Here is a 26,389-nt window from a genome sequence, read left to right on the forward strand (position 1 = left end):
AGAGGATTGGAGGCTGAATCATCATCATGAACTTTGCCAAACGAATGGATCATTTCAACGAAGGAATTTTCACCCGGTTGCTGGAGATCAAACGCCGCAGACTGGAGAACGGGCAGCCCGTTATTGATCTCAGTGTGGGTACGCCGAATATCCCACCTGCGCAGCATATTATAACTGCACTATGCGAGGCCGCTGCTGATCCGGCTAATTATATATATGCTGTGAATGATCAGAGTGAGTTGCTGCAAGCTACAAGCGATTGGTACAAGCAGCGCTATCAGGTCGAATTAGACCCGGCAACACAAATCTGTTCCTTGCTTGGTTCACAGGAAGGACTCGCACATATATCCCTCTCCATTGTAGATGAAGGTGATCTGGTGCTTGTCCCTGACCCCTGCTATCCCGTCTTCGCGGATGGACCGCTACTGGCAGGTGCAGAACTCTATTATATGCCGCAAAAAGAAGAAAACGGGTATGTTATTCAGCTTCAGGATATTCCGGAAGATATCGCTCATCGAGCAAAATTCATGCTGGTCTCTTATCCCAACAATCCAACAACTGCGATGGCACCAGATCAGTTCTATGTCGACCTGATTGCCTTTGCCAAGAAGTATGATATTATCGTGCTTCACGATAATGCGTACAGTGAACTCGTATTTGACGGAAAGTCATGTGGAAGCTTCCTCGCATTCCCTGGTGCCATGGACGTCGGTGTGGAATTCAATTCCTTATCCAAAACCTATGGCCTGGCGGGAGCCCGAATCGGCTTCTGTGTGGGCAATACAACCATGGTCTCCATGCTGAAAAAGCTAAAATCCAATATGGATTACGGGATGTTTCTGCCCATCCAAAAAGCAGCAATTGCCGCCATTACCGGAAATCAATCCGAGGTTGAACGGGTCCGAGCTATCTATGAACAGCGCAGAGACATCCTCTGTGAGGGCTTCAGCAGTCTGGGTTGGCCGATTGCCAAACCTGAAGCAACGATGTTTGTCTGGAGCCGTATTCCCGCTCACTACGACAGCTCAGAGCAATTTACCATGGATCTGGTTACACATGCAGGAGTCATCGCAACGCCAGGCAGTGCCTTCGGTCCTTCAGGTGAAGGGTATGTGCGCTTCGCCCTCGTTCAGGATAATGAAATATTGCAACAGGCGGTACAATCCGTCGATGACAGCGGGATTTTGAGATCCAGCTAACCGGAGTACGATTCGAATGTGCTCTAGCAAATATCCCCTCAAGGTCCACAGGGAGTAAGAGTTTCACGTTTTATAACGTGGTCTCTACTTCTTGTAGACGTGAGGGGATTTTGTCATTTGGTGCGGGAGTAGACATTCATTGGGTGAGGTTATCTGTGGGTACCACGTCAGGTCCAATGATCCAATATATATGCAACCAGGTTAAACAGGAACATAAGATCATGGCTGGAGGGCATACCGTGACAGCAAAAAACCTGCTCGGGGAGCAGGCTTTTTGTTTGAACTTTTTATACAGACTTGCGCCAGTTGGAACGATACATCAGATACAGGAAGTACGGTGTTCCAATAATCGCAATGAGTATGCCTGATGGAATCTCTGTCGGTGCCATGACGGTTCTGCCGATTGTGTCGGCGAGCACCAGCATGACTGCACCCGCTAATGCGGATAAAAAAATCGAACGTCTTAACTTATTCCCCGTCAGTAACCGTACCATATGTGGTGCAATCAGACCGATAAAACCGACGGTTCCTACACAAGCAACAGCACCTGCTGCAAGTAACACACCCACTGTCATGGCTAATAATCGTGTACGACGTACCCCGAGACCAAGCCCGGATGCACTATTGTCGTCAAATACCAGCAGTTCGAATCTTCGTGCCAGCCACCAAGCCACCGGTACCAGAATAACTAAAAATAATCCGATAACCCTCACCTGTTCCCAGGTACGAGCATAGGTGCTTCCTGTCAGCCAGATATATCCGCTGCTACCGTATACCGCACCACGGACAATCAGAATCTGAATACCTGCTCCAGCAATGGCAGACATTGCAATCCCCAGCAACACAACCGCCGAAGGGTTCAGTCCTTTCTTCCAGGCGAGGGAGAACACCACCACTGCAGCAATGGCTGCACCGATGATTGCCGCAATTGGCAGCAAGTATATCGGAAGACCCGGCCATAAGATGATGACCATCATCGCTCCAAGCCCTGCACCTGAGGACACACCAACAATTGAAGCATCTGCCAGCGGGTTACGTACCGCCATCTGAATGAGCACACCACTGATTGCCAGTGCAGCTCCTGCACCTGCGGCAACAAGTGTACGCGGAATCCGAAGCTGAATCAGCGCGGAGAACAATCCATCGGATTGGAACAGACTTGGTAACCAATCGGCCAGCGGAATTCGCATACCGCCAAACATCGTACTGAGCAAGATAAGCACGACCGTTATGACTGAAAATAATACAGCCATCGGGCCAAATGCAAAACGACGCGCAGCTCCTCCTGTGCTCATTGAAGTTGACATGCCTGATCCGTTTGCAGCCTTCATGCGAGTAAGAACAAGCCAGATGAGCCACGGTGCACCAATGATCGCCATAACGGCACCCGTTGGCAGTTCCATGCTGGAGTTATGCACCATCTTGGCGAGGACATCTGCTCCAACCAGGAGCGCTGCGCCCCATATGAACACACCAGGTAATAGTAATCGGTTAGAACGTACACCACTCAATCGAACCAGATGTGGTGCGACCAGTCCCACGAAGCCAATCGGTCCGATTACACTGACAATCACAGCAGCCAGCAATACAGCGAGAATTAACCCTACTGCACGAGCCAATGTAACCTTTTGTCCCAAGGAAGAAGCCGTTGATTCATCCAACTCCAGCATATCCCACTGTCTGGACAGGATTAACGCAAGAAGGGTAATACCAACCACCCAAGGCAAAGCATAAAACACACCACTCCAGTCATTCTGGACAAGTGTTCCGGAACCCCAAAGGAACAACCCTTGTGTCTCCATGGAGAAAAAAATATGTAATGCACTTGTAAATGAACCAAGCACCATCGATACAATCATACCGGACAACGCAAGTCGAACCGGGCTTGATGTTCGTCCGCCGCCCATGAAATAAGCCGCAAATGCTGCCAGCAAACCACCTAGGGCTGCGAAAAGAAAAGGCGACTGACTTAATAGACCTGGAAAAGCGATAGCTCCCAGCACCACCACAAAGTATGCTCCCGCATTAATGCCCAGCGTATCTGAAGCAGCCAATGGATTACGGGTAATCGTTTGCAGCAAAGCGCCCGCAACAGCCAGTGCGCCACCCGCCAGAATACCAATCACTGTACGCGGCATGCGCAAGTCCCAGACCATATTGTGCTCTAATGAATCCTGTCTGCCTGTAAGAGCGTCCCAAACGACATGCAAAGGAATGGAAGCTTCTCCATAACACAGACTTACAAAAAAAAGCACGATGAGAGCGGTTAGACCGCCCCCATATATGCTTATTGTGCGCCAATTCATAGCTGGCTTAGATCCTTGAACCGAACTCATTTGGTAATCGCCTCGACTACCCCATCAACCAATACTTTGGAGGAGATCGGTCCACCAAATGTCCATGTTGTGCTATCGAGTTGATATGTGCGTTTTTCCTTCACAAAGTTCAGTCCGTTCCATACCGAGTTATCTTTCATGGCTGTGCCAAAGACGTCATCGTCTGGTTGTGTAATGTAAATGAAGTTACTGTCCTTCACATCGGTTAAGGACTCAATGCCTACTGTAGAGAAGCCATAGTTTTCAACTTTGTCCGGCTTCCAGTCGTTAACCAGTCCGATTTTGTCCAAAGTACCAATCACAACCGAGTTATCGGTAAACATACGCAGGCTGACTGCATTTTGATATGTGAACGCTTGTGTCAGTGCAAAGTTGAAGTTTTCTTTCCCAGCAGCAGCCAGTTTTTCTTTGGCTTCTACATAGTGCTGATCGAGATCACTCAGAACTTCTTTTGCTTTGTCTTCTTTACCGAGAGCTGTTGCAATGTTATTAAAGATCTCTGTCATCTTGTCATAATCATAGCCGTCACCATCATACGGATCATATTCAATCGTTGGAGCAATCGCGTTAAGCTGATCGTAGACCGCCGTGTTATTATCTGCATTAGCAATGATGAGATCTGGCTTCAATGCAGCAATAGCTTCCAGATTTGGTTCACTGCGTGTTCCGATATCCGTTACACTGTCATCCAGTGCTGCTTCGGATGTTACCCACACTTTATAGTTAGCATTATCTGCGTTACCTACTGGTTGAACACCCAGAGCAACGACATCTTCCGTATATGTCCATTCAAGCGTAACGACACGTTCTGCTGGCTTGTCCAGCTTAAGCTCTCCACGTTTATGCTTCACGGTAACAGGACCTGCTGTCTCTTCAGCCGGAGCACTACCGGAGTCACTACCTTGACTTGTATCTGTTGTAGTCGTGGTTTTACCACAACCCGCCAAAACCAGCACAAAGGCCAGCATAATCAACAGTCCATTCAACCCTTTTTTCATATCTCTTTTCTCCCCTGTTAATATGTATTTATATGATAACAATTATCATTATCACTATTGGATTATGCCGTAGGAATGGATTTTTGTCAATGGAAAGTACCTTATTCCCATTCTTTTATGAAATAAAAAAAGGAAAGGGATAGCTTAACGGCCATCCTTCCCTTCTATTGATTGCTGTTTGCATTAACTCAACTGCATTGTAGTGATGCATGTATTATCATCTTCGTATGTAGACAATTGCGTTTCTGCAACCTTTCCATCTCCAACAATACGAATCAGATAGGTTCTGTCTCTAGGCACCCAAAAATCCATAAATCCGTTCGCACCAGACTTCATTACTTCATCTTTCACAAAAGTGTTGCCTTGAGAATCGTGAATGGTAACGCTAAATTCCTTATTGCTCATTTCCCCCTGACAACCGGTCAAGCTATGAATTGCACAGGGATGGGTCTGGTCCACATAGGGTGCAATGGAAAGGAAAAATTCATTTTCAGGCAAATCATATGTAATGGTCTTTTTATCTTGATCGGTGACGATTAACTGTCTGGCATTGATGGAAGCAGATTCCGGTGTCTCTTTTCCTGTGCTGATATCTTCCACCAATTTTCGGATGTTGGGCGCATTGGCTGTACCCGCCTCTTCCTTACCCGTATTGTTTGCAAACAGATAGGTTCCAATTACAATTACAACTGCAACACTTGCAATGATCCACATTTGTTTTTTCATCTGGAGTCCATCTCCTCGTCCGTTTTGGTTTATTATAAGGGAGAACACAGTGATACGGACAGTTTACGACACCAAATTCACCATATATTCACATTTTTGTATTGTAGCAAGTGTAATCTGCTGCCTGTGCACTGTATCATTGATAAGTAAGGGAGGTTGTGTATATGTTTAAGTCTCCATCTGTATCTGACACCGATCGAAGAGTACACAAATCCAAACTGGCTCTGAAGACAGCCCTTCTGGAATGGATGTCCCGTAAGCCATTGGACAGTATAACCATCTCCGATATTGTCAAATCCGCCGATTTGAACCGCAGCACATTTTACAAGCATTATGTATACAAAGAAGACCTGTTTGATGAATTGTTAAATGACGTGATTGACGATCTAAAATTAGCCTATCGAGCACCCTATCAGCATTTCCGAGATTTCGATATTAAGGACCTTAACGCCTCAGCAATTCAAATTTTTGACCATGTGCTGGCTCATGCCTCCTTCTATACATTGCTGGTTCATTCAAACGTGCTACTGGATTTCAGGGATACACTCTATATAACACTTAAGAACTTGTATCTGGAGGATGTAACCGATCTGTCGCCTGATCCACGGTTGGATAAGGAACTTCTCGCCTGTTATCAGGCTAATGCCGTTCTTGGTTTAGTTACGGGTTGGGTGCAAAGCAACTTCAAATACAGCGCCTCCTATATGGCTGAACAACTGTTGGAATTCACACGCATGAACCGATCCCAAGAGATTTATCGGTCTAATCTCCATTCTGCAACGAGTCCATCAAGATAAAGTTACGCCATAACTCTGTAGTGGGATCTGCTCAAAAAAAGAGGTACTGTCTCCCCTGAAGCTTGAGATACAGTACCTCTTTAGTATGTCGAATTTATTTTAATTAGTTGCTGATCCAGCCACCATCTACAGGCAACTCAACACCTGTAATGAATTTGGATTCATCAGATGCCAAGAACAGGTAGGCGTAAGCAATATCCATAGATTCACCAGCATGTGGAGGCAATGGAGCAAGATTTTTGTAATTCTCCCCCATCTCCACCTGGGATTTGATGCCTGCTTTCTCCACCATACCCGTAAACACAGCACCCGGATGTACGGAGTTCACACGAATATTGTCTTTGGCAAACCACTGTGCCCCGTGTTTGGTCAATGAACGTACAGATCCCTTGGAAGCACTATAAGCCGCGCCCTGAGCATCCGCTATTCCACCAATGATTGCTGCAATGGAAGAGGTATTAACGATGGAACCTTGTCCATTCTTCTGCATATAAGGAATGACCGCCTTCATGCCGAGCCATACACCTGTACCATTAATGGACATAACCTTGTCCCAGTCCTCTAGCTCAGCTTCCAAAATACCTTTGGCCATATGAATTCCGGCATTATTGACCAGAATATCTACTTTGCCGTATTTCGATACGGTTTCTTCCACAACAGCGTTCCAAGATTCTGGGCTGGATACATCCAGCTTCAACGCAATGGCTTCTCCCCCATTGGCTACGATCTGTTTAACCTGTTCCTCCAAAGCTTCGACTGCCACATCGGTTGCCACTACCTTGGCTCCTTCTTTTGCAAATAATTGAATACCTGCCAATCCCATGCCACTTGCGGCACCGGTTATAATTGCAACTTTTCCAGTTAATCTGCCCATTTCATATCATCCTTTCCTATTACGATGAATGCCTCATTATGACACCCAACCTGTTAATACCTTTAGTATAGGGATGAAATGAAAGCTCTTTCAATCAGCAAATAAACAGCCTTTTGTGGGATAACCGATAGGCTGAACCTCCTAATGTCTGTTATGTCAAAGTTAATCCACAAATCTAAGCCAATCTGTTGTTTTCTCCTCTCATACTGTATTCCATCTCAACGTGCGATAATCCGTTCCGCCATTTCCTCGGCTTGCAGCACCGCAGACAACGGGTCGGAGAGGAAATATCTATTCCAGTCAAGGCTAATAATCCGACAGTGATCTGTCTCGATGGACTTCTGCCATGGTTTGCCTGAAGCTTGATCAAGCTCATGTCTTGGACCATTATCCAACACCAACAGGTAGTCCTCCAGGTACCCACCTACCGCACTCCGCGCAATATCCAGGTATTCCAGGCCCGGCTCCAATAGTTCCTGGCGAACCTTGCCTGCTGGCTTCAAGTTCAGTAACCCATAGGCTGCCTTACCTCCACGAGTTCCCGTATTTCCCACAAGGGTAATATGTTCTCCCCAGTTCGGATCAATGACGGTAAATGTCTTCTCTGCGGAGACTTTGCCCGTGATGGTTTGCTGCAATGTATGTAATCTCCGCCCGTATTCCTTAATCCATGTTTCGGCTTCTGTATGGCGATTCAGAATACGTCCCATCTCACGGATCTCCTCCGCGACAGAGCCGTAACCAGTCCCTCCATAGACCACCGTAGGTGCAATCCGGGCATAGGAAGCATAGGCAGCAGGATTCCAGGTGATGATCAAATCGGGCTCCAGTTCAAGCACTTTTTCGAGCGAGATAAAATTATGATTGCCGATATCCTGTACTTGATCATAGATATAAGGCTCCAGCATTTGGTTACTTTCAATGAGTGAATGCGGCGCTCCGAGAGGCGTCACTCCCAATGCCAGTACTTCTCCCAAATTCCAGTCGACGACAACACGGCTAGGCTTGTTAGGTACCGTAATCTCGCCCATGCTTGTGGCAAGTTTTCGAGTTCTGGCTCTTGGCAACGCGGGCGCTAGGGGTTTCCTCACATGGACTCCTTGTAGATCTATAATCTTCTGTTTTGGCTGGTTTTTGTCAGCTTCAACTATAGGTACCGTTCGTTCGCTCCATCCCGAATAATGACTTTCCAGAACGGCAAGTGGTTGGAATGTTTGCAGGGCTACATCTGGAGCACTGCACTCTCGACGCTTTCTGTAAAACTCAGGAGATACACCATAATGTTTCTTGAAATAACGACTTAGCGTGTAGCCGTTCTCATAGCCTACTCTCTCCGCGATTTCCTGTAAGGTCCCATTCGTGCTCACCAGTAGTTTTAATGCCTGTTCCATCCGAATCTGTGACAGCACACGGCTGGGACTCGTATTTAATTGAAGCTGAAACAATTGGTTCAGATACCTTGGACTACAATTCAGCATTTCAGCTACCTGTTCTATCTTGAGTGGTTCCCCGTAGTGACGTTTCATATAATGCACCGCTTGATCTACCCGATCCAGCTTAGCATCGTTAAACCTTTGCTCCTGCATTTGTTTCAGCATCTCGGCGAGCCATTGGTAGAACAACGCCTTGGTTTGAATTCGGCCTGCTGACTGTAGTTCATTCCATTGTCTGTATATCAACTGCATGATTTCAATTAATGGCAATGGACACGCTGGTTCAAAACCAAAACTGAATTGCAGAGACTCCACCCCAGTATATGTTTGGGATCTTTCAGTATTTGGCTTCTCTGACTCTGGTGACGAATAAGACAACATATGTATTTCCATCGGCTTCTTAGCCAGACAATCCAGGCGCGTTCCTTTGGAGGCGTGCAGAATATATGTCCCTTTAATGTGATGCATCGCCTGACCAAGCCAGATCTGCCCCTTGCCATCCGTTATTAATAAAAAAGCATTCGAGGGAAGCGTCCACGTATTAGGATCTTCACTGATGTTAACGGTAATGATTCGAATATCCAGTAATCGGATTGTTATATGCTCCCATAATGCCCCGTATTCTTCTATGTTCATCGTCATGGACCTTTCTTTGTGTTTCCTCGTTACTACATCCAAAGCTTCGCCTCATCATATATGATAATCATTCTCAATTCAACCTGTACATCTGTTCTGAAATGGTTATGCTTTCGCTTCCGAATCGGTTATTGTGCAATCGTCAGATTGCCTCTAGAGTTATATTAAATGAAAATCATTATCAATTAGAAAGAGGGTTCGTCATGTTGTTTAAGAAAGCTTGGTATCGTATCACCCTGCCTGTTTTGCTGATCATGGCCGTATTCATTAGTGGTTGTACCCAGAAAGAGACCGTGAAACCTGGGGCGACAGAAACAGGAAACACCGCACCGCAAACAAGAACACTCTCCACGATGATGGGAGACGTTACAGTCCCCCTCAACCCGGAGCGGGTTGTCGTTGATTGGAATATAGGACATGTTCTGGCTGTCGGCGTAACACCCGTTGGTGTGCCGAGTAGCCTGCTGGATTATGGAGTATTCCTGCGTGACAAACTTGTGGATAGCGCGGATTTGGGTAACCACAGTGAGGTTTCACTTGAGAAAATGGTAGAGTTGGAACCGGACCTGATTATCACATGGGACCAGGAGAAATTTCAGACCTATTCCAAAATCGCTCCGACTGTCGTATTCGTACCCGATCAGTATGATTCCATGGAAGCCGAAGTGACAGCCATGGGCGAGATTCTGAATCGCGAAGCAGAAGCCATAGCGTGGAACGAATCGTTTAAACAGCGGATCGTAGCTGCTCAGGCCAAAATCAAAGATGTGATTCCGGACGGTGCCACATTCACCGTTGCCGATTTTAACTTTTTGAAGAACCCAGCCATTATCGGCAACAGCGCCAATCGTGGTGGAAGAGCAGCCTACGAATTGCTTGGACTAACTCCGGCACCCAAGGTAAAATCAGATCTTCTGGACCAAGGCAAAGAAAATCTGGAAGCTAGCGCGGAGGTCTTTGGAGAGTATGTAGGTGATTACCTGCTGATGATGGTTACAGAAGGCACGAAAGATCACTCCCTGTTGCCTAACGTCTGGGACAATCTGCCTGCGGTGCAGAACGACCATATCTACAAACTGGATATTCATAAATATTTCACTGCTGATCCCTATACCTCCATTCTACAAGCCGAAGAGATCGCAGATCGACTCGCAAGTGGACAGACCGAGCTGAAATAGAACAAGTCTTAAATCTAATGAAACCAGCAAACCTGAACGTGTCTGGAACAGGCAAGCGCACTGAATCCTGAATGTATGAGAACGTGCCCTTCAAGTGCGAGCAAGCGATTGAGACGTCGTAAAAGTAGATTTTCTCCCTTACAATGAAAAGCTTCGCTTTGGGCGGAATTCAGGGCAGGATTCAGGATCGTCCTCTAGGCTCGCCGCCGGTTGGATCAAAGTATGAAGCAAGCACTAACGAATCTGAGGCGTCTTATTCAAGGGTTTGAAGCGCATACAGAAATCTAAGGAACCTGAGACACTCTATATCAGATTAAAAGGCCGTTTTCAGTGTTTTTACTAGGGAGTTTTCATTGATAACGTGTCTGGTGTTCCTTAGAATTTGAAAAGAGGTTCCGAAGGCCCATTAAGATGTCCTGAGTTCCTTAGAAAATCATCTATCCATTCGCCAAGATCGGCAGTCTGGTGATTCAAGACTCTTTATCCATCTCGGTGTATCCTTATTGATAATAGTGACATGTTTAAACCAAATAAAACAGCGCCACCTGAATCGCTCTGGTGGGCGCTGTTTGTGTAAACTTTTTTTGAAGCCCGACAGAATTTCGAGGAGATCTCGAAATTCTGTCGGGCTCTTCAGATGGCCTTCCCTCCGTGCAAACCTACTTACGTATTGGAGAGCGCTTTGTTTTTCTCATAAAACCGGGCATTGTGAGAGGATACACCCGCCATGTCGGAAGCAGCAGGTTCCAGATACGTCTTGGCACTGTTGACTGCGAGCACCGCATCGTTAAAAGCACCTGCGATCAGCCTGACTTTGCTTCCATATGTGATGAAATCACCCGCTCCGAATATGCCTGGAATGTTGGTACGCATGCGCTGATCAACGGATACGCCGTAATCTTCCCGCGCCAGTCCCCATTGCACAAGGTTACCAAAATCACGATCATACCCATGGCTTACGACAACTTCATCCACTTCAACATGTGTGATCTCACCAGTTTCTACATGGACCAGCTCGACACGATCGATTTTGTCACCTGTACCGTATAAGCGTGAGATGCTAAATGGCGTCATGACGTTGGCCTGAGCTTTCATCTGAGCAACTGGCGACTCGTGTCCGGTAAATTCATGACGTCTGTGTGCCACCGTAACTTCACTTGCTATTTTGCCCATTTCATTCGCCCAGTCGACTGCGGAATCGCCGCCACCCGAGATCAGAACACGCTTCCCGGCAAATCGGGACAAGTCGGTTACGGTATAGTGCAGATTTGTCAGCTCATACCGATTGGCACCCTCGACATCCAGCTTCTGCACCTGAGTCATCCCTCTGCCCGCACATAACAGGATGGTACGTGTGTAATGACGCTCCCCTGTTTTGGAAATGAGTATAAATACACCGTCCTCACGTCGTTCCAGCTCTGCAATTTCCTGACCAAATACAATCGTTGGATCGAACGTTCTCGCCTGTCTCTCCAGCGATTCAATCAGCTTCTCACAGCGAATCGGGTCAACCCCGCCCACATCCCAGATCAGCTTCTCCGGGTATGTACGCATGAATCCGCCGAGTTCCTGTTTGGCTTCGATGATCTTGGTACGCATGGCTCTCATACCACTATAAAATGAAGCATACATTCCAGCAGGCCCACCACCAATAATCGTAATATCGTAGATGTCCAATTGTGTCTCCGTTGTCATTTAAGGCACCAACTTTTCAACAACATAGTCCATCAATTTTACAGATCCAATCGGACCCACACCGGATACGAATTGGCTTGTCTTCAACGGGAAGACATGATCATTCTTCACAGCCTCCAGATTTGACCACACTTGGCTTGCCTTCAGATCTTCCATGGATTTCTTCGTGTCATAACCTACGAGGGTTCTGTCTTCCAGGAAAATATAATCCGGATTCATCTCAGGCAAGAATTCCAGGGAGAACTGGCTAAACCAATCTGTAGAGTCTTTGATCGCTTCAGGACTATTCAGACCCAGGATATCATAGAAGAAAACACTGCTACTTCCTCCTTTGGGACCCATGAAACGGTAACGATTGTGCTCTACCCGGAGAACCAATACGGTCTTGTCTCCCAGGGCTGCCGCAATTTTCTCTTTCGCTTGTGAGGCCTTCTCATCAAATTCAGCCAGTACTTTGGCAGATTCTTCGGTCTTATCGAATATGGCAGCCAGCTTTGGCATAGCACGTTTCATTTCACTGTTGGCATCCAGTGCCACTGTAGGAGCAATTTTGGACAATTCATCATATACGCCCTGTTCCATACCTTCGCCAGCTGCAAGGATCATATCCGGTGACAACGCAAGCAACTGCTCATAATTATATTGATATTGCTCGACTTCAATGATTTGGACCCCGTGTTCTTTCAAATAATCAGGGCGGTATTCCGCTTCAACTTCTGGAGTTAACAAAACGATTTGGGGTGTAACACCCATTTCAATCAGATACTCGGCATAAATCGAATCAAACACAACCAGATTTTGAGGATGAGTTGGAATCGTTACTTCTCCAAACTGATCCTTCACCACCTTAGTCCCACTTTCAGTCGCTGTTTCATTTGCAGTGCTCGTTGCTCCTTCAGTTGGAGCACCTGCTGTTCCAGCTGTAGCGCTCTCTTCCTTGGTTCCACCGGAACATGCCGCCAGCATCATACTGATCACCAACAGCATAATGCCCAATCCTTTAAATCTTCGTGACATGATATACTTCGCCCCTTATGTATATTGATAATGATAATTATTATCAAATAGTATCAAATAAGAAGTATTGCTTCCATAGCATATCGTGCGTATTCAGTTGGATTATTGTGCTCTCTCATAAAAAGGTTCCGTAAGATTGCGAACGATCTGATTGAGAATCAGAGTGTGTCCCGTAATTCCGTGACCGTCTACCCACAGGTGAGTATCTACGTAAAATACCCGATTATTTTTCACAGCCTTGAGGTCATTCCATTGCGGACTCTCCCATAGTTTCCTCATATTCTCTTCAGCACTGAAGTGCTGCATGATCCGCTTCTCAACAAAGAGGTAATCGGGATTGGCCTGTGTGAGCAGTTCAAGCGAACAAGGGTTAAACCATGCTGTACCTGAATCGAGTGCTTCCGGCAGTGTTAATGCAAGCTGTTCATATAACAAGTGTGATACCCCGTGTGAATGCCCACCCAGATATCGATAACCAAACGCTTCTACCCTCAGTAGCATGACAGTGGACGCGGATTGGATGATGGGTTGCAACTGTCGCTTAGCTACGCTGACTTCATGTTTCAACTGCTGATGCAGTCTACAAGCCTCTTCTTCTTTGAGAAACCAGACTGCCAATTGATTGAGCATGGGTTCTACATCTTGATGAAGTCCGGTTAGAATCGGTGCAATTGTGCGCAGCTCCCTTTTGACCTCTTCCGTCAATACGTTTCCTATCAACATCTCCGGTTGAACCTGTCGAACAAGTTCTATCTCCACCTCATACTGTGTTATCTCCAGCATCTCTACTCCATGCGCTGTAAATTGTTCATGGTGATGTGGGGACAACAGGATTGGGGTGACCACTACGGCATAGGGGATGACACCCAGATGAATCATAATTTCTGCACAGATTGGAGAAAGTGATACGATCTTGCGCTGCGTCATCGTTTGCCTATATATCTTAGGTGATACGCCAGTCAGTTGTTTGAAGCGTCGGCTAAAATAATGAGCATCTTCAAATCCAGTCTTTTTGGCAATATCCTGTGAGGTTGCAGCGGTTAATATCAATTCTTCCTGCGCACGGTAGATCCGATAGTGGGCCAGATAATCCAGAGGTGGCTTACCATATAGCTCACTAAATTTGCGGGAATAATGCCATGGACTAATACCGGCGATCTGAGCTAACTGTGTACGTGTAATGACCTGATCATAATGCTGTTGCATGTAGTCAATGGAGCGAAGTATACCGTGTTCTGGCTTCAACTCGTCATCCGGCTGTTTCCGATATAGATTACTTAACAACTCATATAACAAATGCTGATTGCCAACCCTTTCTGCACTCTGATCCTGTGTATGCACTTCACTCCAATGCTGAATGATACTTGCCAGAGCTCCACCGGACAGTTGCACTTTCTGATACGCCTCTCCTGACGGTAACCGCCATTCGAACTTCTCAGCTTCCCGTCTATCATGCAGCACCGAATATGTATCGAACTGAACATGCCATCCTGCCAGATCCAGGTTGCCACCTTCAATGACCTCCATTACGGAATTCTCTTCAAGCGCAATTAATTCTCCATAGGAAACGTGAACTCGGTGTCCATTTATATTCCAGATCGCTTTTCCATCAATGATAAATATCAAAGTGTGACTGAAAAAGTGATGCAGCTCGCCTTTTGTTATCCAAGCGTTGCTTAGTGTATTCGTTGACTTCCATTGAGCAATCCATTCCGTGTTGTCAGACATAGGTTATCCTTTCAAAGGGATTAGTAATCCAGATTTATAGGTTTCACTATATCAAAATACATGACAACGCCATAACCAACAAGCTATGGCTTGAATAAAATGGAGGACAGCTACTGAGCATTTCATACTTGTATTATTCAGATAAAAATCAAAAAAGCCCGTACCATCAGGTACAAGCTCTTTCTTACAACTTTAACACTACTTTTTCAAAAGTACGTTCTACGTATTACTCAATGCTAGCTTTCGGTGCTGCCTGTCCCGATTTCTGTCCTTTTCCTGCCATCCAATACGTCAGTCCACCTGACACACCGAATGCAATAACCACACCAATGCAAGTATGCAACAGATTCAAGCTACCCTCTTCGTTGAAGAGCGGGAGGCTGATCAAGTTCGGATTCCCCACCATAGCAAATGCCTTGACAGATAACAATCCGAAATATAGTCCACCCACAGCTCCACCCAGCAATGCCGCGTAGAAAGAGGATCTTTTTCTCATGTTGACCGTATACAATGCAGGCTCTACAACTCCAAGGAGGGCAGTTCCCGTTGCCCAGAAAGCAAGCCTTCTGGATGTTGGCTCTTTCGAGTGGATTCCGTTTGCAAGCGCAGCCCCTGCTTGTCCAACAATCGCCACTAACATGGCAGCAATCACCACAGAACCACCATTCATAACCATTTCATTAATGATGAGGGCAATAATCCCATAACTAACATCAGTGAGAAGACTGCTCCCAGTAACATCACCGACAACACTGGAGCATTAGCTACTAGTGAATCCAATGCCTCCGGCAGATATTCATCAATCCAGGTACCGATAGGACCAAGTATCATCAATACTAGCGGAACAAGAATCAGTAACGTCAGGAATGGAGCTAACATCCCTTTGGAGAATTTTGGAATCCATCGTTCAACGACTCTTTCCAGGTAGGCCGCTGCACAGATTGCAAGAATGACCCAGATGGGCGTAGAGTAAAAAGCAGGCTGGGACACAAGTGGCAAACCCAGGAAATGCACCTCTTTTTCCCCTGACATCAGCATGGTCATCTCCGGATAAAACATGAGTCCGCCAATCGATGCTGCAACATAGATATTGCTCTTCAACCGATAAGCTGTGCTGATTGCTACCAATACAGGTAATACATAAAATACACTGTCTCCAATGATCCTGAAGATCATAAAGGTCTGGCTGTCCATCAACGCAGAAGAGTCCGCAGAACTGTACGTATCCATTAATGCAATAATGGCGACTATAATTTTAATAACAGCGGCTCCGAGAATAGCAGGCATCAAGGGCCTGAACACATCGGATACAAAATGTAAGATCGAGAATCTGTTCTTCTTCGTGTGTCCTTCTTCCTGCAACGCTGTCCCTGTCGAATCCCAAGCATCCATACCCAGTAACGTATTGTAGATTAGTGAAGATTCATCTCTTATTACCAGATGACACTGCTCACCTGTTACCCGAATATCTGCTACAACATCTGCGGAGGCAAGAACCGACATGTTCAATTGTGTACTGTCCTTCAGTACCAGCGTCGTTGTGCCCTTATCGTGTTCTACGAGCTTGATGTTCTCCTTGCCACCTGCGAGTTTCAACCAATCTTCAATCTGTGTGTCATGCATTATGTACGATCTCCTCATATTACGGTAAACCCGTGTTTTGTGATGTGTTATGATCTAATATGCCTCTATCTATATACACATTTCCATGAAAAAACTTCAATAGGATAAAAAAACTAATTTCCCTGACATTGCATGTTCATTTATACAAGGTATATAGACCTATGACATTGTTTACGTAGCAAAAAAGCCTACTCTTATGTAGGCTCTTATCCATCTGTACTTATGAGTCATACTCTTCATACTCACAACCGACATTCGCAGTCATCAGAGGGCGATACACGTAAATATACACCCTTCATCCTATGACAGTGCCAACATCGCGTTCATATCTTCTTCTGCCGTTGTAATTAACTTTAGACCAAACATATCCACGAGTACATCCAAGACACCTTCCGATATGAACTCAGGCGGTTTTGGTCCAATACGAATGTCCTGAATGCCAAGGCTGAACAGGCCAAGCAGGATCGCAACTGCTTTTTGCTCAAACCAGGACAGCACAATGCTGACAGGTAACTCGTTCACGGTACAGCCAAAAGCATCCGCCAAAGCCATTGCAATTTTCACCGTAGAACCGGAATTATTGCATTGACCCAGATCGATATAACGGGGTATACCCGTGTCTCCAACCGTACCATAATCCACATCGTTGAAGCGGAACTTACCACAGGAGGTTGTCAGAATTACAGTATCATTAGGCAAGGATGTCGCGAGTTCACGATAATAGTTACCGCCTTTGCCTGGCGCATCACAACCTGCAATAACGAAGAATCGACGGATATGACCGTCTTTTACCGCTTGAATAATCTCGGGCGCAAGCCCAATCACAGTCTCATGATGATATCCTGTCGTTAAGACTTGCTCCGATTGTACATTAGCCGCAGGTAGAGACAATGCACGTTCAATCAGCGGTGAGAAGTCATCATCCATAATCTTGGCAACACCCTCCAGCCCCGCCACTTCGTAGGAGAAAAAGCGGTCTGCATATGTGCCTTTGATCGGCATGACACAGTTAGTTGTTGCAAGAATAGCACCCGGGAATTGTTCGAACAGTCTTCTTTGATCGTACCAGGCTTTGCCGATATTACCCTTGAGATGGGCGTATTTCTTCAACGCCGGATAACCGTGCGCAGGCAACATTTCCGAGTGCGTATAGATGTTAATTCCTTTGCCTTCAGTTTGACGAAGCAACTCCTCCAATGCATACAGATTATGTCCCGTCACCACAATGCACTGTCCTTCAATCTGGTTCTGGCTAACCGTAATCGGTTGCGGTACACCAAAGCGGTCCGTATGCGCACGATCCAACACATCCATAATGCGGATTGCTGCATTTCCTACCTTCATCGCCATCTCCAGATGTTCCTGTACATTAAAATTCGAGTTCGTTAATGTCATATATAATGCCTCATGTGTAATCCGATCCACCTCAGGATCAGAATATCCCAACTGGCGTGCATGTGTCGCATAAGCAGAGATGCCTTTTAACGCAAAAATCATCGTATCCTGCAAACTTGCGATTGTTTCGTTTTTGCCGCATACCCCTACTACGGTACACCCGCCACTGGGCGTCTGTTCGCACTGATAACAAAACATATGGTTTCCCCTCCAAACTTAGATTAAACGCAGTTCGTTATGTAATAGCGTAACAGACCCTGATATGAGCTAGTGTGATGGTGCACACAGTTTCTGATCCAACATCTATATTCGGTTCTCCAGACTATCATCCAAACTGGAAATAATAACATTCAAAAAAAGGCATATCTCGGATCATTATGAAAAATACTGTGTACAGCTAAAAACGTATAAATCCATAATCTTAAAAAAATACGAAAATGAAACGATTCTAGATTTTGCCCGTAAGGGTAATACACAGAGAAATCTAATATTCAAGGAGCTGGTCAATTGCAACATTACAGACACAGTGCGGAGGAAACCCTTCAGGATGTACAGAGTTCCTCCAAGGGACTCACGACCTCCGAAGCTGCCAAGAGAATTGAAACGGAAGGATATAACGAGTTAAAGGGTAAAGATGCAACACCCGTCTGGAAATTGTTCCTCGAAAATTTCAAAGATCCGATGGTCATCGTGCTGCTGATTGCAGCCGCGGTACAGGTTGTACTTGGACACCTGATTGAATCGTTGATCATATTCCTGGTTATTTTGCTCAACGCAGTGATCAGTGTAGTTCAGACCAAAAAAGCCGAGAGTTCGCTTGACGCGCTGAAACAAATGTCTGCACCCGAAGCCAAAGTCATTCGTGACGGCCAGAAAAAGACCATTCCAGCAAGGGAACTTGTTCCTGGTGATATTGTTATGCTGGATGCAGGTGATTATGTCCCGGCAGACGGGCGTATCCTGGAATCAGGAAGTCTGAAAATCAACGAAGGCATGCTGACCGGAGAATCCGAAGCTGCGGAGAAACACGCCGATGCCATTCCGGATGAAGCGCCTATTGGAGATCGTCGCAATATGGCCTTCAGTGGCTCACTGGTCGTATATGGACGGGGCATGCTTGTCATTACAGGTACGGCTCTCAAAACCGAAATCGGCAAAATTGCCGAACTGATTGAAAATGCCGAAGCCAAAAACACGCCATTACAGCGCAAGTTGGAATCATTCAGCAAAAAACTGGGCTTTTTCATCCTAGGCTTGTCGATTCTCATCTTTGGCATTGAAGCCGGTCGTGTATGGTTGACCGAAGGTACGGAGAATATCGGGCCTTCCATCGTAAATGCACTGATGTTTGCTGTAGCTGTTGCGGTTGCTGCCATTCCTGAGGCGTTATCCTCCATTGTGACTATCGTATTGTCACTCGGAACGAATAAGATGGCCAAACAACATGCGATCATTCGCAGACTGCCTGCAGTTGAGGCGCTCGGCTCTGCCAGTATCATCTGTACGGATAAAACAGGAACACTAACTCAGAATAAGATGACTGTCGTGGATTATTACATTCCCCATGGCACCAAGGACGAATTCCCGGATGATCCCGATCAGTGGTCGGAAGAGGAACGACGTTTGTTACATATTGCAGTGCTCTGCAATGATTCAAATATTAACCAGGAAGGCAAGGAACTAGGTGACCCAACCGAAGTGGCCCTAATTGCCTTCAGCAACCGGGTGAACAAGGATTACAATGAAATCCGTGACCAGTTCCCGCGTGAAGCTGAGCTTCCTTTTGACTCGGATCGAAAACTCATGAGTACGGTGCATACCTTCGAGGGACAGACGGCTTTGCTGACCAAAGGTGGACCGGATGTGCTGTTCAGCCGCTGTAGTCATGTGTTTATCAACGGTGAGGTTCAGCCCCTCACACCCGAGATTCGCATACAATTTGAAGAAAAAAATGAGGCCTTCTCCAAACGTGCCTTCCGTGTGCTAGCCTACGCGTACAAAAAATTCGATGATAAAAACCAGGTCACCATTGATGACGAGCATGATCTGACACTGGTTGGTTTGACAGCGATGATTGACCCACCGCGTGAAGCGGTATACGGTTCTATTGAAGAGTCCAAAAAAGCGGGCATTCGCACCATCATGATCACTGGAGATCACAAAACGACGGCTCAGGCGATCGGTGTGGATATCGGCCTTGCCGAACCGGATGATCTCGCCATTACAGGTGCTGAACTGGACAAAATGTCTGATGAAGAGCTGGATCAACAACTCGAACACATCTCGGTTTACGCAAGGGTATCACCTGAGAACAAAATCAGGATTGTACGTGCATGGCAGCGTAAAGGCAAAGTTGCAGCTATGACCGGAGATGGAGTTAATGACGCACCAGCGCTGAAACAGGCCGATATTGGTGTAGCGATGGGTAGCGGAACAGATGTCGCCAAGGATGCGGCTGCCATGATTCTGACGGATGATAACTTTGTCTCCATTGTAAATGCGGTCAGTGTTGGACGGATGGTATTTGATAACATCAAAAAAGCCATCGCATACCTGTTCGCCGGTAACCTCGGCGCGATTATCGCCATTTTGTTTGCCTTGATCGTCGGCTGGGTTAATCCATTTACGGCCCTTCAGCTGCTGTTCATCAATCTGGTGAACGACTCCCTACCTGCCATTGCCTTGGGTACCGAAAAGCCCGAACCAGATGTCATGCGACGCAAGCCGCGTGATATTAACGAAGGCATCTTCGCAGGCGGAACCCTGCAAGCTGTGATTACACGCGGTGTCCTGATTGGTGCAGCTGTTATCGTATCCCAATATATTGGACTTGGTATTTCGGAGGAAATCAGTGTGGCTATGGCCTTCACAACCCTGATTCTGGCACGCAGTCTGCAAACTTTTGCAGCACGTTCCAATACACAAACCATCTTCCAAGTGGGCTTTATGACCAATAAATTCGTGCTTGGCTCCATTCTGGTATGTCTCTGTCTCTATGCAATTACACTGATTCCAGGTGTTCGCGGCGTCTTCGCCATCCCGGATACTTTCGGCTGGAATGAGTTCCTGATTGCAGGCGGACTTGCTCTTGCTGCCGTCATTCTGATGGATGTCATCAAGTGGATTCGCAATCGCGGCAAACAAGTTACTGCGGCGTAAGATCTGCAGTTATAACATGCACAAACAGGCGCCCGTTATCGGAGCGCCTGTTTCTGTATCTAATTATCCCTGTTTGATGCCAAAAGCGATCCATCGTCCATCAATATCCTCGATTACAAACTCCTTGTTATTATAGTCTGTATGATTGAGGGCACGTACGATGTTCACATCTGCGTTGATCAATTCCTGTTGAAGCTCTTCCTGGTTCTGGGTAATAAAATATGCATCATATCCATAGCCATATAATTCTCTGTTGGGTATAACTTTCTGTCCATTGCTTTGGGTCAAAATAATCTCGGTAAGATCACGATACAGGCAGATATGAGGTTCCGCGGCATCGAGATATTTGATAACCCGAAAGCCCATCTTTTCTTCATAAAACTGCGCGGTGCGCTTCATATCCAGCGTCGGAAATACGCTGTGGGACATTAATAATGCATGAGTCATGGGTATAATCTCCTTCATTTTCAACATGCTAATTACTTACATATCTAGTTACCTAACCGCTGATCCATCTGCTTATGTATGCTTCCATGATCATTTTAGTTAAATTCAGGAAATCCGTCTATTGTTTATTATTAATATCTTTCTATGCTCATCACATCCGAACGAATTAGTATGACATTATTGCCATATGATAAATTTGAGTGTAAAATGATATATTGCTTTTCATCACATTTTCATCAAAGCTCAATCCGAATTCATATTTATACCCAAGACAGGAATGGTACCGTGAAAGATAAAATTGTCATGCCACTCTGGACATGTTGCCTGTTCATCGTTGTGATGAATACCACCATGTTCAATGTTTCTTTGCCAGTCATTATTCATGATCTGCAGATTACCTCGGACCTGGGGTCTTGGGTCATCTCAAGTTATTCGATTGGTTACGCCCTGTCGACGGTGATTTACAGTCGATTGTCAGACCGTATCCCGGTACGCAAACTGTTAACGGTTGGGCTTCTGATCCTGGGGTTATCTTCATTGCTGGGGTTGTTCGCGCATAACTTTGCGATCCTGTTACTGACACGTATTCTGCAATCTGCGGGTGCAGGAGTTATGGCCGGGCTGGGTCTCGTCATTGCAAGTCGTTACATCCCGGTGGAACGACGCGGAGCTGCCATCGCGCTGATCTCATCAGGTAGCGCCATGGCTTTTGGACTTGGCCCCATTGTCGGCGGACTCATTAGTGAGTACTGGGGCTGGAACGGACTTTTTGCCATAACCGTGCTTGTCTTGCTCGCCCTGCCTGTATTGCCCTATTTTCTCCCACGTGAATCCGTCAAAACAGATCAGCCGTTCGATGTTATTGGTGCCATATTAACCGTCATTAACGCCACTACACTTCTGATCGCGATCACCCAGCAGTCCTGGTTGTGGTTCGCCATAGGCGTTATCTCGCTTATTGCACATCTCCTGTATATTCGGAAAGCGAATCTGCCGTTTGTGAATCCACAAGTATTCCAAACGCCAGGATACACCCGGTTAATCCTTATCGGATTCTGCGTATTGGTCGTGAATCTGGGCAATCTGTTTTTGATGCCGCTTGTGCTCGCTGATCTATATGGACGCTCTTCGCTCGCCATTGGTTTGTTGATTGCTCCTGGGGCAATCGTTGCAGCATTCTGCACCCGTTTCGTTGGACGGTGGATCGACCGTTATGGCAATATGCGATTTATGATCATCGGACACATTCTGCTCGCAGCTGTACTTGCCCTATTCATGCTCGGACTTGATCAGTCCGCCTTGATCATTACCAGTGGTTATCTCTTTTTCTCACCGGCACTCTCAGCATCTATGGCTTCCTTGAATAATGAAGCGTCACGTGTGCTTCCCAAAGCCCAGATTGGTTCAGGTATGGGCATGTTACAATTGATTCAGTTCTTCGGTGGTTCGGTGTCTGTAGCCGTGTGTGGGCTGCTGCTACACAGTATTCCGGGAGTCTCGGTTGAGGAAGCTTATCATGTTGTCTATGCATGTCTGTTGTTTGTCTGCGTTGTTTCACTCGGGTTGACCGTCTGGCATAGCAGAGCTTCACGCTCAGGCATTAAACCTGTTACATTGGACAATTGATAATTGATGTTTAAAGTTCAGAACCAAAAAGGCCCGCGCCAAGCGCGAGCCTTTTTTAGTTTGGAACAGAAATGCCGTTTTTCTCAAAGTAGATCACTCAATGAACTTGAACTTACCGGTTACTTTCCTGATTTCATCCTACAGCAGCATGCCAACTATTTTCCGTCCAGTGCGAACTTCCAGGCCTCCATTATGCTAATTGGGGCTTTACTGCTGCTCTCGCCGCCACCTTCCTGCGTCCAAAGTGGTGGGTAATACGCGAATACTTGACCTGTCTGTAGCTGAGACATATCCTCTTGCCAGCCTTTCCAGCGAAAGGTCTGATAGAACTGCTCCAGATCGCCATTCGCCAGCCAGTTGATGAAACCTGAGTATGTCAGTTCTGTTGATTCCCATTCGAGTGTATCCGGTGCAAAATAATAAATCTGTCCCGTACGACCATACTTGCCTGTATCCATTCCGAAGAAACCGCCTGCCGCATCATATGCAACGACCATCATACCTTCCAGTACATCTACCCAAGGTTGCTCACTCACACCATTCCAACTGGTGAGACTCCCAGATGTACTGTCACCACCCGCACCAAGCAGCGTGATCCAGCCATGGTCCAGTACAATACCTTCTGTCTCATAAGCAACAGCCCCCAAATAGGATTTGGTGCTTATTTGCAGACGATAGAGGGTATCCTCTCCAGCCTCTTGTTTTGCTGGAACATACACATATGTATTTTGCCCGCTATCCAGGAGTTCCTTGAGTTCTTCCCATGCGTGATTCTCCCGATCTACTAATTCAGCTATCGTTAATGTATTCATGAGCAGTCTCCTCGCTGATTTTATAAGAGCATATCATGGCTTATTAACCCGTTCAAATCTGCTATAATCTATCTTCAAAGCTAAATTCAAGGGGGAAACGATTTGATTCGCGTAGTTATACTTATAATTCCGATTCTGATGGTGCTCGTATCCGGTTGTCAGAATCATACATCTTCCATGAAGGAACCTGTTTCTGTTCAAAAGTCCGATCCCCAGGTCATCCATTACATATCACCCCAAGGAAATGACTCGAATAAAGGAACCATTCAATCTCCATGGAAAACGTTACAGCACGCTGCCGACCATGCTTCACCAGGAAGCACGATCTATTTGCGTGAAGGGGTCTATCATCAGAAAGTCAAAATCACCAGGAGCGGTAATTCTTCCGCTAATCCAACCCTATTTTCAAGTTATCCTCAGGAGCAGGTTATCATTGATGGTAAAGGTTTATCCGTTCGGGGGATTGAAGGGTTGATTGAAATTGAAAATGCCAGTTATATCACGATTCAGAATCTCGAAATTGGTAACTTCACGACCACACTTGGGGGCCAAGTTCCAGCCGGGATCTATGTCCACGGAGCAGGTGAGCATATTCAGCTGTTAGGCAACACCATACACGCGATCGCTAGTTACGCAACTCCTGAAGGTCCCGATTTGCGGGGCAGGGATGCCCACGGTATTGCCATTTATGGCACAGAGCACCCCCAAGCATTACGCGATATCATTATCAAGGATAATGAATTGTATGATCTTATACTTGGTTCAAGCGAGTCACTTGCAGTCAACGGCAATGTCGATACCTTTGCCATACAGAATAATGTCATCCATGATGCCGACAACATTGGTATTGATCTGATCGGGTACGAGGGTACGTCCGAGGACGACACGTACGATCAGGCCCGAAATGGCATTGTACGAGGCAACGAAGTATACGATATTACGTCCAATAACAATCCCTCCTATGGAACAGACCTGCCCAATGATACCAACTCAGCCGGTGGCATCTATGTAGATGGCGGGAAAGATCATATCATCGACCAGAACCGGGTATATCGGAGCGATATCGGAATTGAGATTGCCTCAGAGCATGCCGGACGTTCAACCAGCAACATTACCTTGCGGGATAACCTGATTTATTCCAACAGATTGACGGGTATTGCCATGGGAGGTTATGACGAGGAACGAGGAGCTACCGAGGATAGCAAGATTATGTACAATACACTTGTGGGGAATGATACCCTGAATGCTGGCAATGGACAGTTATTCATGCAGTCACGGACAAAGAACAATACGTTCATGCATAACATTCTCGTATCGAGCAGCTCGGAAGTACTGATATACAATGAATATACCAGCAATACCGGCAATGTGTTTGACCATAACGTCTATTACTCTCCAGGTGAGCAGGGAGATGCCCTGTGGGTTTGGAAAAATAAAGCCTACTCCGGCATCGCCGCCTACATCAAGGGATCTGGCAATGATGCACACTCCATATATGTGAACCCGGCATTTATGGATGAACTGAGCGAAGATTTTCGTCCTCAGGCCAACTCTCCGGCTAAGGCGTATGGTTACCTTGCTCCGCGATAAAGTTAATCTGATGTTACTCAAGTGGAATTAGCCCTGCCTATTTCCATACAAATAAAAGGAGCCTGTGCTATGTGGGATCATCTCCCTCACATTGCACAGGCTCCTTTTCGCTTTCTTTTGATGTAATTCAATTCTTAACTTTTTACCATCTGAGCTGCATGTGTCACCCGGTTTCGTCCTCCGGTTTTGGAGGCATACAGGGCGTTGTCCGCTCTTTGGAACAAGGACTTTTCCGTATCTTCCTCTACTACAGTGGCCGCACCGATACTCACCGTAATGTTATATTCACCCCAGTCGGCTGAAGCAACCTGTGAACGATATCGTTCTGCAATACCAATCGCCTGCTCCTCTTCACAATCTGGAAGAATGACAACAAATTCCTCTCCACCGTAACGTGCAACCACATCCGTACTTCGCGACAACGATTGCAGCAGCCCTGCCAGATTGCCGAGTACCAGATCTCCGATCGGATGTCCGTACGTATCATTAATGCTTTTGAAATGATCAATGTCCACAACAAGAAGGGAGAAATTACGTTGTTTCTGCTGGAACACCATCAAGCTTTCAACCATTTTTTCCTGGAAAAACCTGCGGTTCTTCAATCCTGTCAACAAGTCGGTGGAGGCCAGTGTCTCCAACTGATCATTCACTTTGATTAACGCCTGCTCTTTAATTTTATATTCCTCATGCAGTCGTTCAAGCTCCTTGTTCGCTTCTTGCGTCGCTTGATACAACTCCTGTAGTTTGGTTTTGGTATGCAAAATATCCTTCTCATGTTCAATTCGCTTACGCATGACAACAACAACACAATCCACAATGCTTTCCCCGTTACGGGTCTGACGAACACCGTTAAGCAGAACAGGAACAGCCTGCTGATCACGGGTACGGAACGTGAAGTACATCTCGTCCACATGTCCATATAACTGGATATAGGGATAGAAATACGTATGGAAAAACACCTTGTTGCTCACCGACATGGTCGATTCAATATGTTGCCCTATCAGCTCATCACGTTCATATCCAAGCATCGTAAGAAAAGTTTGATTAATCGACTGTACGACGCCCGAATCAGAGATAGAGAAGTATCCACAGGGAGCCAGATCTAATTGTATATCCATGG

The 26,389-nt window shown here is 46.2% G+C and carries 20 protein-coding genes; 6 read left to right on the forward strand and 14 right to left on the reverse strand.

Annotation, left to right across the window (positions count from 1 at the left end; genetic code table 11):
- Positions 1 to 26: 26 nt before the first annotated feature.
- The gene (locus MKY44_RS20505; RefSeq protein ID WP_341008335.1) at positions 27 to 1,199 is read left to right on the forward strand and encodes an aminotransferase class I/II-fold pyridoxal phosphate-dependent enzyme; all 1,173 of its coding nucleotides are present in this window, start codon (positions 27 to 29) and stop codon (positions 1,197 to 1,199) included.
- A gap of 287 nt (positions 1,200 to 1,486) precedes the next feature.
- Here the strand turns inward: MKY44_RS20505 and MKY44_RS20510 are convergent, their stop codons facing one another.
- The 3 genes from MKY44_RS20510 to MKY44_RS20520 all read right to left on the reverse strand — a co-directional run bounded on the left by MKY44_RS20510 (position 1,487) and on the right by MKY44_RS20520 (position 5,259).
- Positions 1,487 to 3,535: an iron ABC transporter permease gene (locus tag MKY44_RS20510; protein WP_341008336.1), complete on the reverse strand. Its 2,049-nt coding sequence runs from the start codon at positions 3,533 to 3,535 to the stop codon at positions 1,487 to 1,489.
- Entirely contained in the window at positions 3,532 to 4,533 is a 1,002-nt protein-coding gene (locus tag MKY44_RS20515; protein ID WP_341008338.1) for an ABC transporter substrate-binding protein, read from the reverse strand. The genes MKY44_RS20510 and MKY44_RS20515 overlap by 4 nt, the downstream gene beginning before the upstream one ends.
- 183 nt (positions 4,534 to 4,716) lie before the next feature.
- The gene (locus MKY44_RS20520; RefSeq protein ID WP_341008339.1) at positions 4,717 to 5,259 is read right to left on the reverse strand and encodes a CueP family metal-binding protein; all 543 of its coding nucleotides are present in this window, start codon (positions 5,257 to 5,259) and stop codon (positions 4,717 to 4,719) included.
- A gap of 164 nt (positions 5,260 to 5,423) precedes the next feature.
- Here MKY44_RS20520 and MKY44_RS20525 point away from each other — a divergent pair, with 164 nt between their 5' ends.
- Positions 5,424 to 6,056 carry a TetR/AcrR family transcriptional regulator gene (locus MKY44_RS20525; protein WP_341008341.1) on the forward strand — a complete coding sequence of 211 codons (633 nt, stop codon included), beginning with the start codon at positions 5,424 to 5,426 and terminating at the stop codon, positions 6,054 to 6,056.
- A 103-nt stretch (positions 6,057 to 6,159) separates the two neighbouring features.
- On the opposite strand, the gene MKY44_RS20530 is transcribed toward MKY44_RS20525, so the two are convergent.
- Both MKY44_RS20530 and MKY44_RS20535 read right to left on the reverse strand, forming a co-directional pair.
- Positions 6,160 to 6,930, reverse strand: a complete 771-nt coding sequence (locus MKY44_RS20530) for an SDR family NAD(P)-dependent oxidoreductase (RefSeq protein WP_341008342.1) — start codon at positions 6,928 to 6,930, stop codon at positions 6,160 to 6,162.
- Between the two features lie 218 nt (positions 6,931 to 7,148).
- Positions 7,149 to 8,999 (reverse strand): AraC family transcriptional regulator, encoded by a 1,851-nt coding sequence (locus tag MKY44_RS20535; protein ID WP_341008344.1) that lies wholly within the window; start codon positions 8,997 to 8,999, stop codon positions 7,149 to 7,151.
- Between the two features lie 203 nt (positions 9,000 to 9,202).
- Between MKY44_RS20535 and MKY44_RS20540 the strand changes: the two genes are divergently transcribed.
- Complete coding sequence (locus MKY44_RS20540; RefSeq protein WP_341008345.1) at positions 9,203 to 10,177, forward strand: ABC transporter substrate-binding protein; 975 nt, start codon at positions 9,203 to 9,205, stop codon at positions 10,175 to 10,177.
- Between the two features lie 663 nt (positions 10,178 to 10,840).
- Here the strand turns inward: MKY44_RS20540 and MKY44_RS20545 are convergent.
- The 6 genes from MKY44_RS20545 to hcp form a co-directional block, all read right to left on the reverse strand.
- Positions 10,841 to 11,872, reverse strand: coding sequence for an NAD(P)/FAD-dependent oxidoreductase (locus MKY44_RS20545; protein WP_341008346.1), 1,032 nt, complete (start codon positions 11,870 to 11,872; stop codon positions 10,841 to 10,843).
- Complete coding sequence (locus MKY44_RS20550) at positions 11,873 to 12,889, reverse strand: ABC transporter substrate-binding protein (protein ID WP_341008347.1); 1,017 nt, start codon at positions 12,887 to 12,889, stop codon at positions 11,873 to 11,875.
- A 102-nt stretch (positions 12,890 to 12,991) separates the two neighbouring features.
- Positions 12,992 to 14,617, reverse strand: a complete 1,626-nt coding sequence (locus MKY44_RS20555; protein WP_341008349.1) for a helix-turn-helix domain-containing protein — start codon at positions 14,615 to 14,617, stop codon at positions 12,992 to 12,994.
- 226 nt (positions 14,618 to 14,843) lie between these two features.
- Positions 14,844 to 15,269, reverse strand: a complete 426-nt coding sequence (locus MKY44_RS20560; RefSeq protein WP_341008350.1) for a hypothetical protein — start codon at positions 15,267 to 15,269, stop codon at positions 14,844 to 14,846.
- A gap of 14 nt (positions 15,270 to 15,283) precedes the next feature.
- The gene (locus MKY44_RS20565) at positions 15,284 to 16,240 is read right to left on the reverse strand and encodes a PTS transporter subunit EIIC (protein WP_341008352.1); all 957 of its coding nucleotides are present in this window, start codon (positions 16,238 to 16,240) and stop codon (positions 15,284 to 15,286) included.
- Positions 16,241 to 16,540: 300 nt separating this feature from the next.
- Positions 16,541 to 17,833 (reverse strand): hydroxylamine reductase, encoded by a 1,293-nt coding sequence (gene hcp, locus MKY44_RS20570; RefSeq protein ID WP_341008354.1) that lies wholly within the window; start codon positions 17,831 to 17,833, stop codon positions 16,541 to 16,543.
- 309 nt (positions 17,834 to 18,142) lie between these two features.
- Between hcp and MKY44_RS20575 the strand changes: the two genes are divergently transcribed.
- Positions 18,143 to 20,794, forward strand: a complete 2,652-nt coding sequence (locus tag MKY44_RS20575) for a cation-translocating P-type ATPase (RefSeq protein WP_341008356.1) — start codon at positions 18,143 to 18,145, stop codon at positions 20,792 to 20,794.
- 63 nt (positions 20,795 to 20,857) lie between these two features.
- On the opposite strand, the gene MKY44_RS20580 is transcribed toward MKY44_RS20575, so the two are convergent.
- The gene (locus MKY44_RS20580) at positions 20,858 to 21,241 is read right to left on the reverse strand and encodes a VOC family protein (protein WP_341008357.1); all 384 of its coding nucleotides are present in this window, start codon (positions 21,239 to 21,241) and stop codon (positions 20,858 to 20,860) included.
- A gap of 285 nt (positions 21,242 to 21,526) precedes the next feature.
- On the opposite strand from MKY44_RS20580, the gene MKY44_RS20585 reads away from it, so the two are divergent.
- Positions 21,527 to 22,867, forward strand: a complete 1,341-nt coding sequence (locus tag MKY44_RS20585; RefSeq protein ID WP_341008359.1) for an MFS transporter — start codon at positions 21,527 to 21,529, stop codon at positions 22,865 to 22,867.
- A gap of 155 nt (positions 22,868 to 23,022) precedes the next feature.
- On the opposite strand, the gene MKY44_RS20590 is transcribed toward MKY44_RS20585, so the two are convergent.
- Entirely contained in the window at positions 23,023 to 23,679 is a 657-nt protein-coding gene (locus MKY44_RS20590; RefSeq protein WP_341008360.1) for a DUF2625 family protein, read from the reverse strand.
- Between the two features lie 102 nt (positions 23,680 to 23,781).
- Here MKY44_RS20590 and MKY44_RS20595 point away from each other — a divergent pair, with 102 nt between their 5' ends.
- On the forward strand, positions 23,782 to 25,269 hold the full coding sequence (locus tag MKY44_RS20595) for a DUF5123 domain-containing protein (RefSeq protein WP_341008361.1): 1,488 nt from the start codon (positions 23,782 to 23,784) through the stop codon (positions 25,267 to 25,269).
- Between the two features lie 134 nt (positions 25,270 to 25,403).
- On the opposite strand, the gene MKY44_RS20600 is transcribed toward MKY44_RS20595, so the two are convergent.
- Entirely contained in the window at positions 25,404 to 26,387 is a 984-nt protein-coding gene (locus MKY44_RS20600; RefSeq protein ID WP_341008362.1) for a sensor domain-containing diguanylate cyclase, read from the reverse strand.
- Positions 26,388 to 26,389 lie beyond the last annotated feature (2 nt).

Source organism: Paenibacillus sp. FSL R7-0026 (assembly GCF_038004485.1).
Taxonomy (GTDB): Bacteria; Bacillota; Bacilli; order Paenibacillales; family Paenibacillaceae; genus Paenibacillus; species Paenibacillus xylanexedens_A.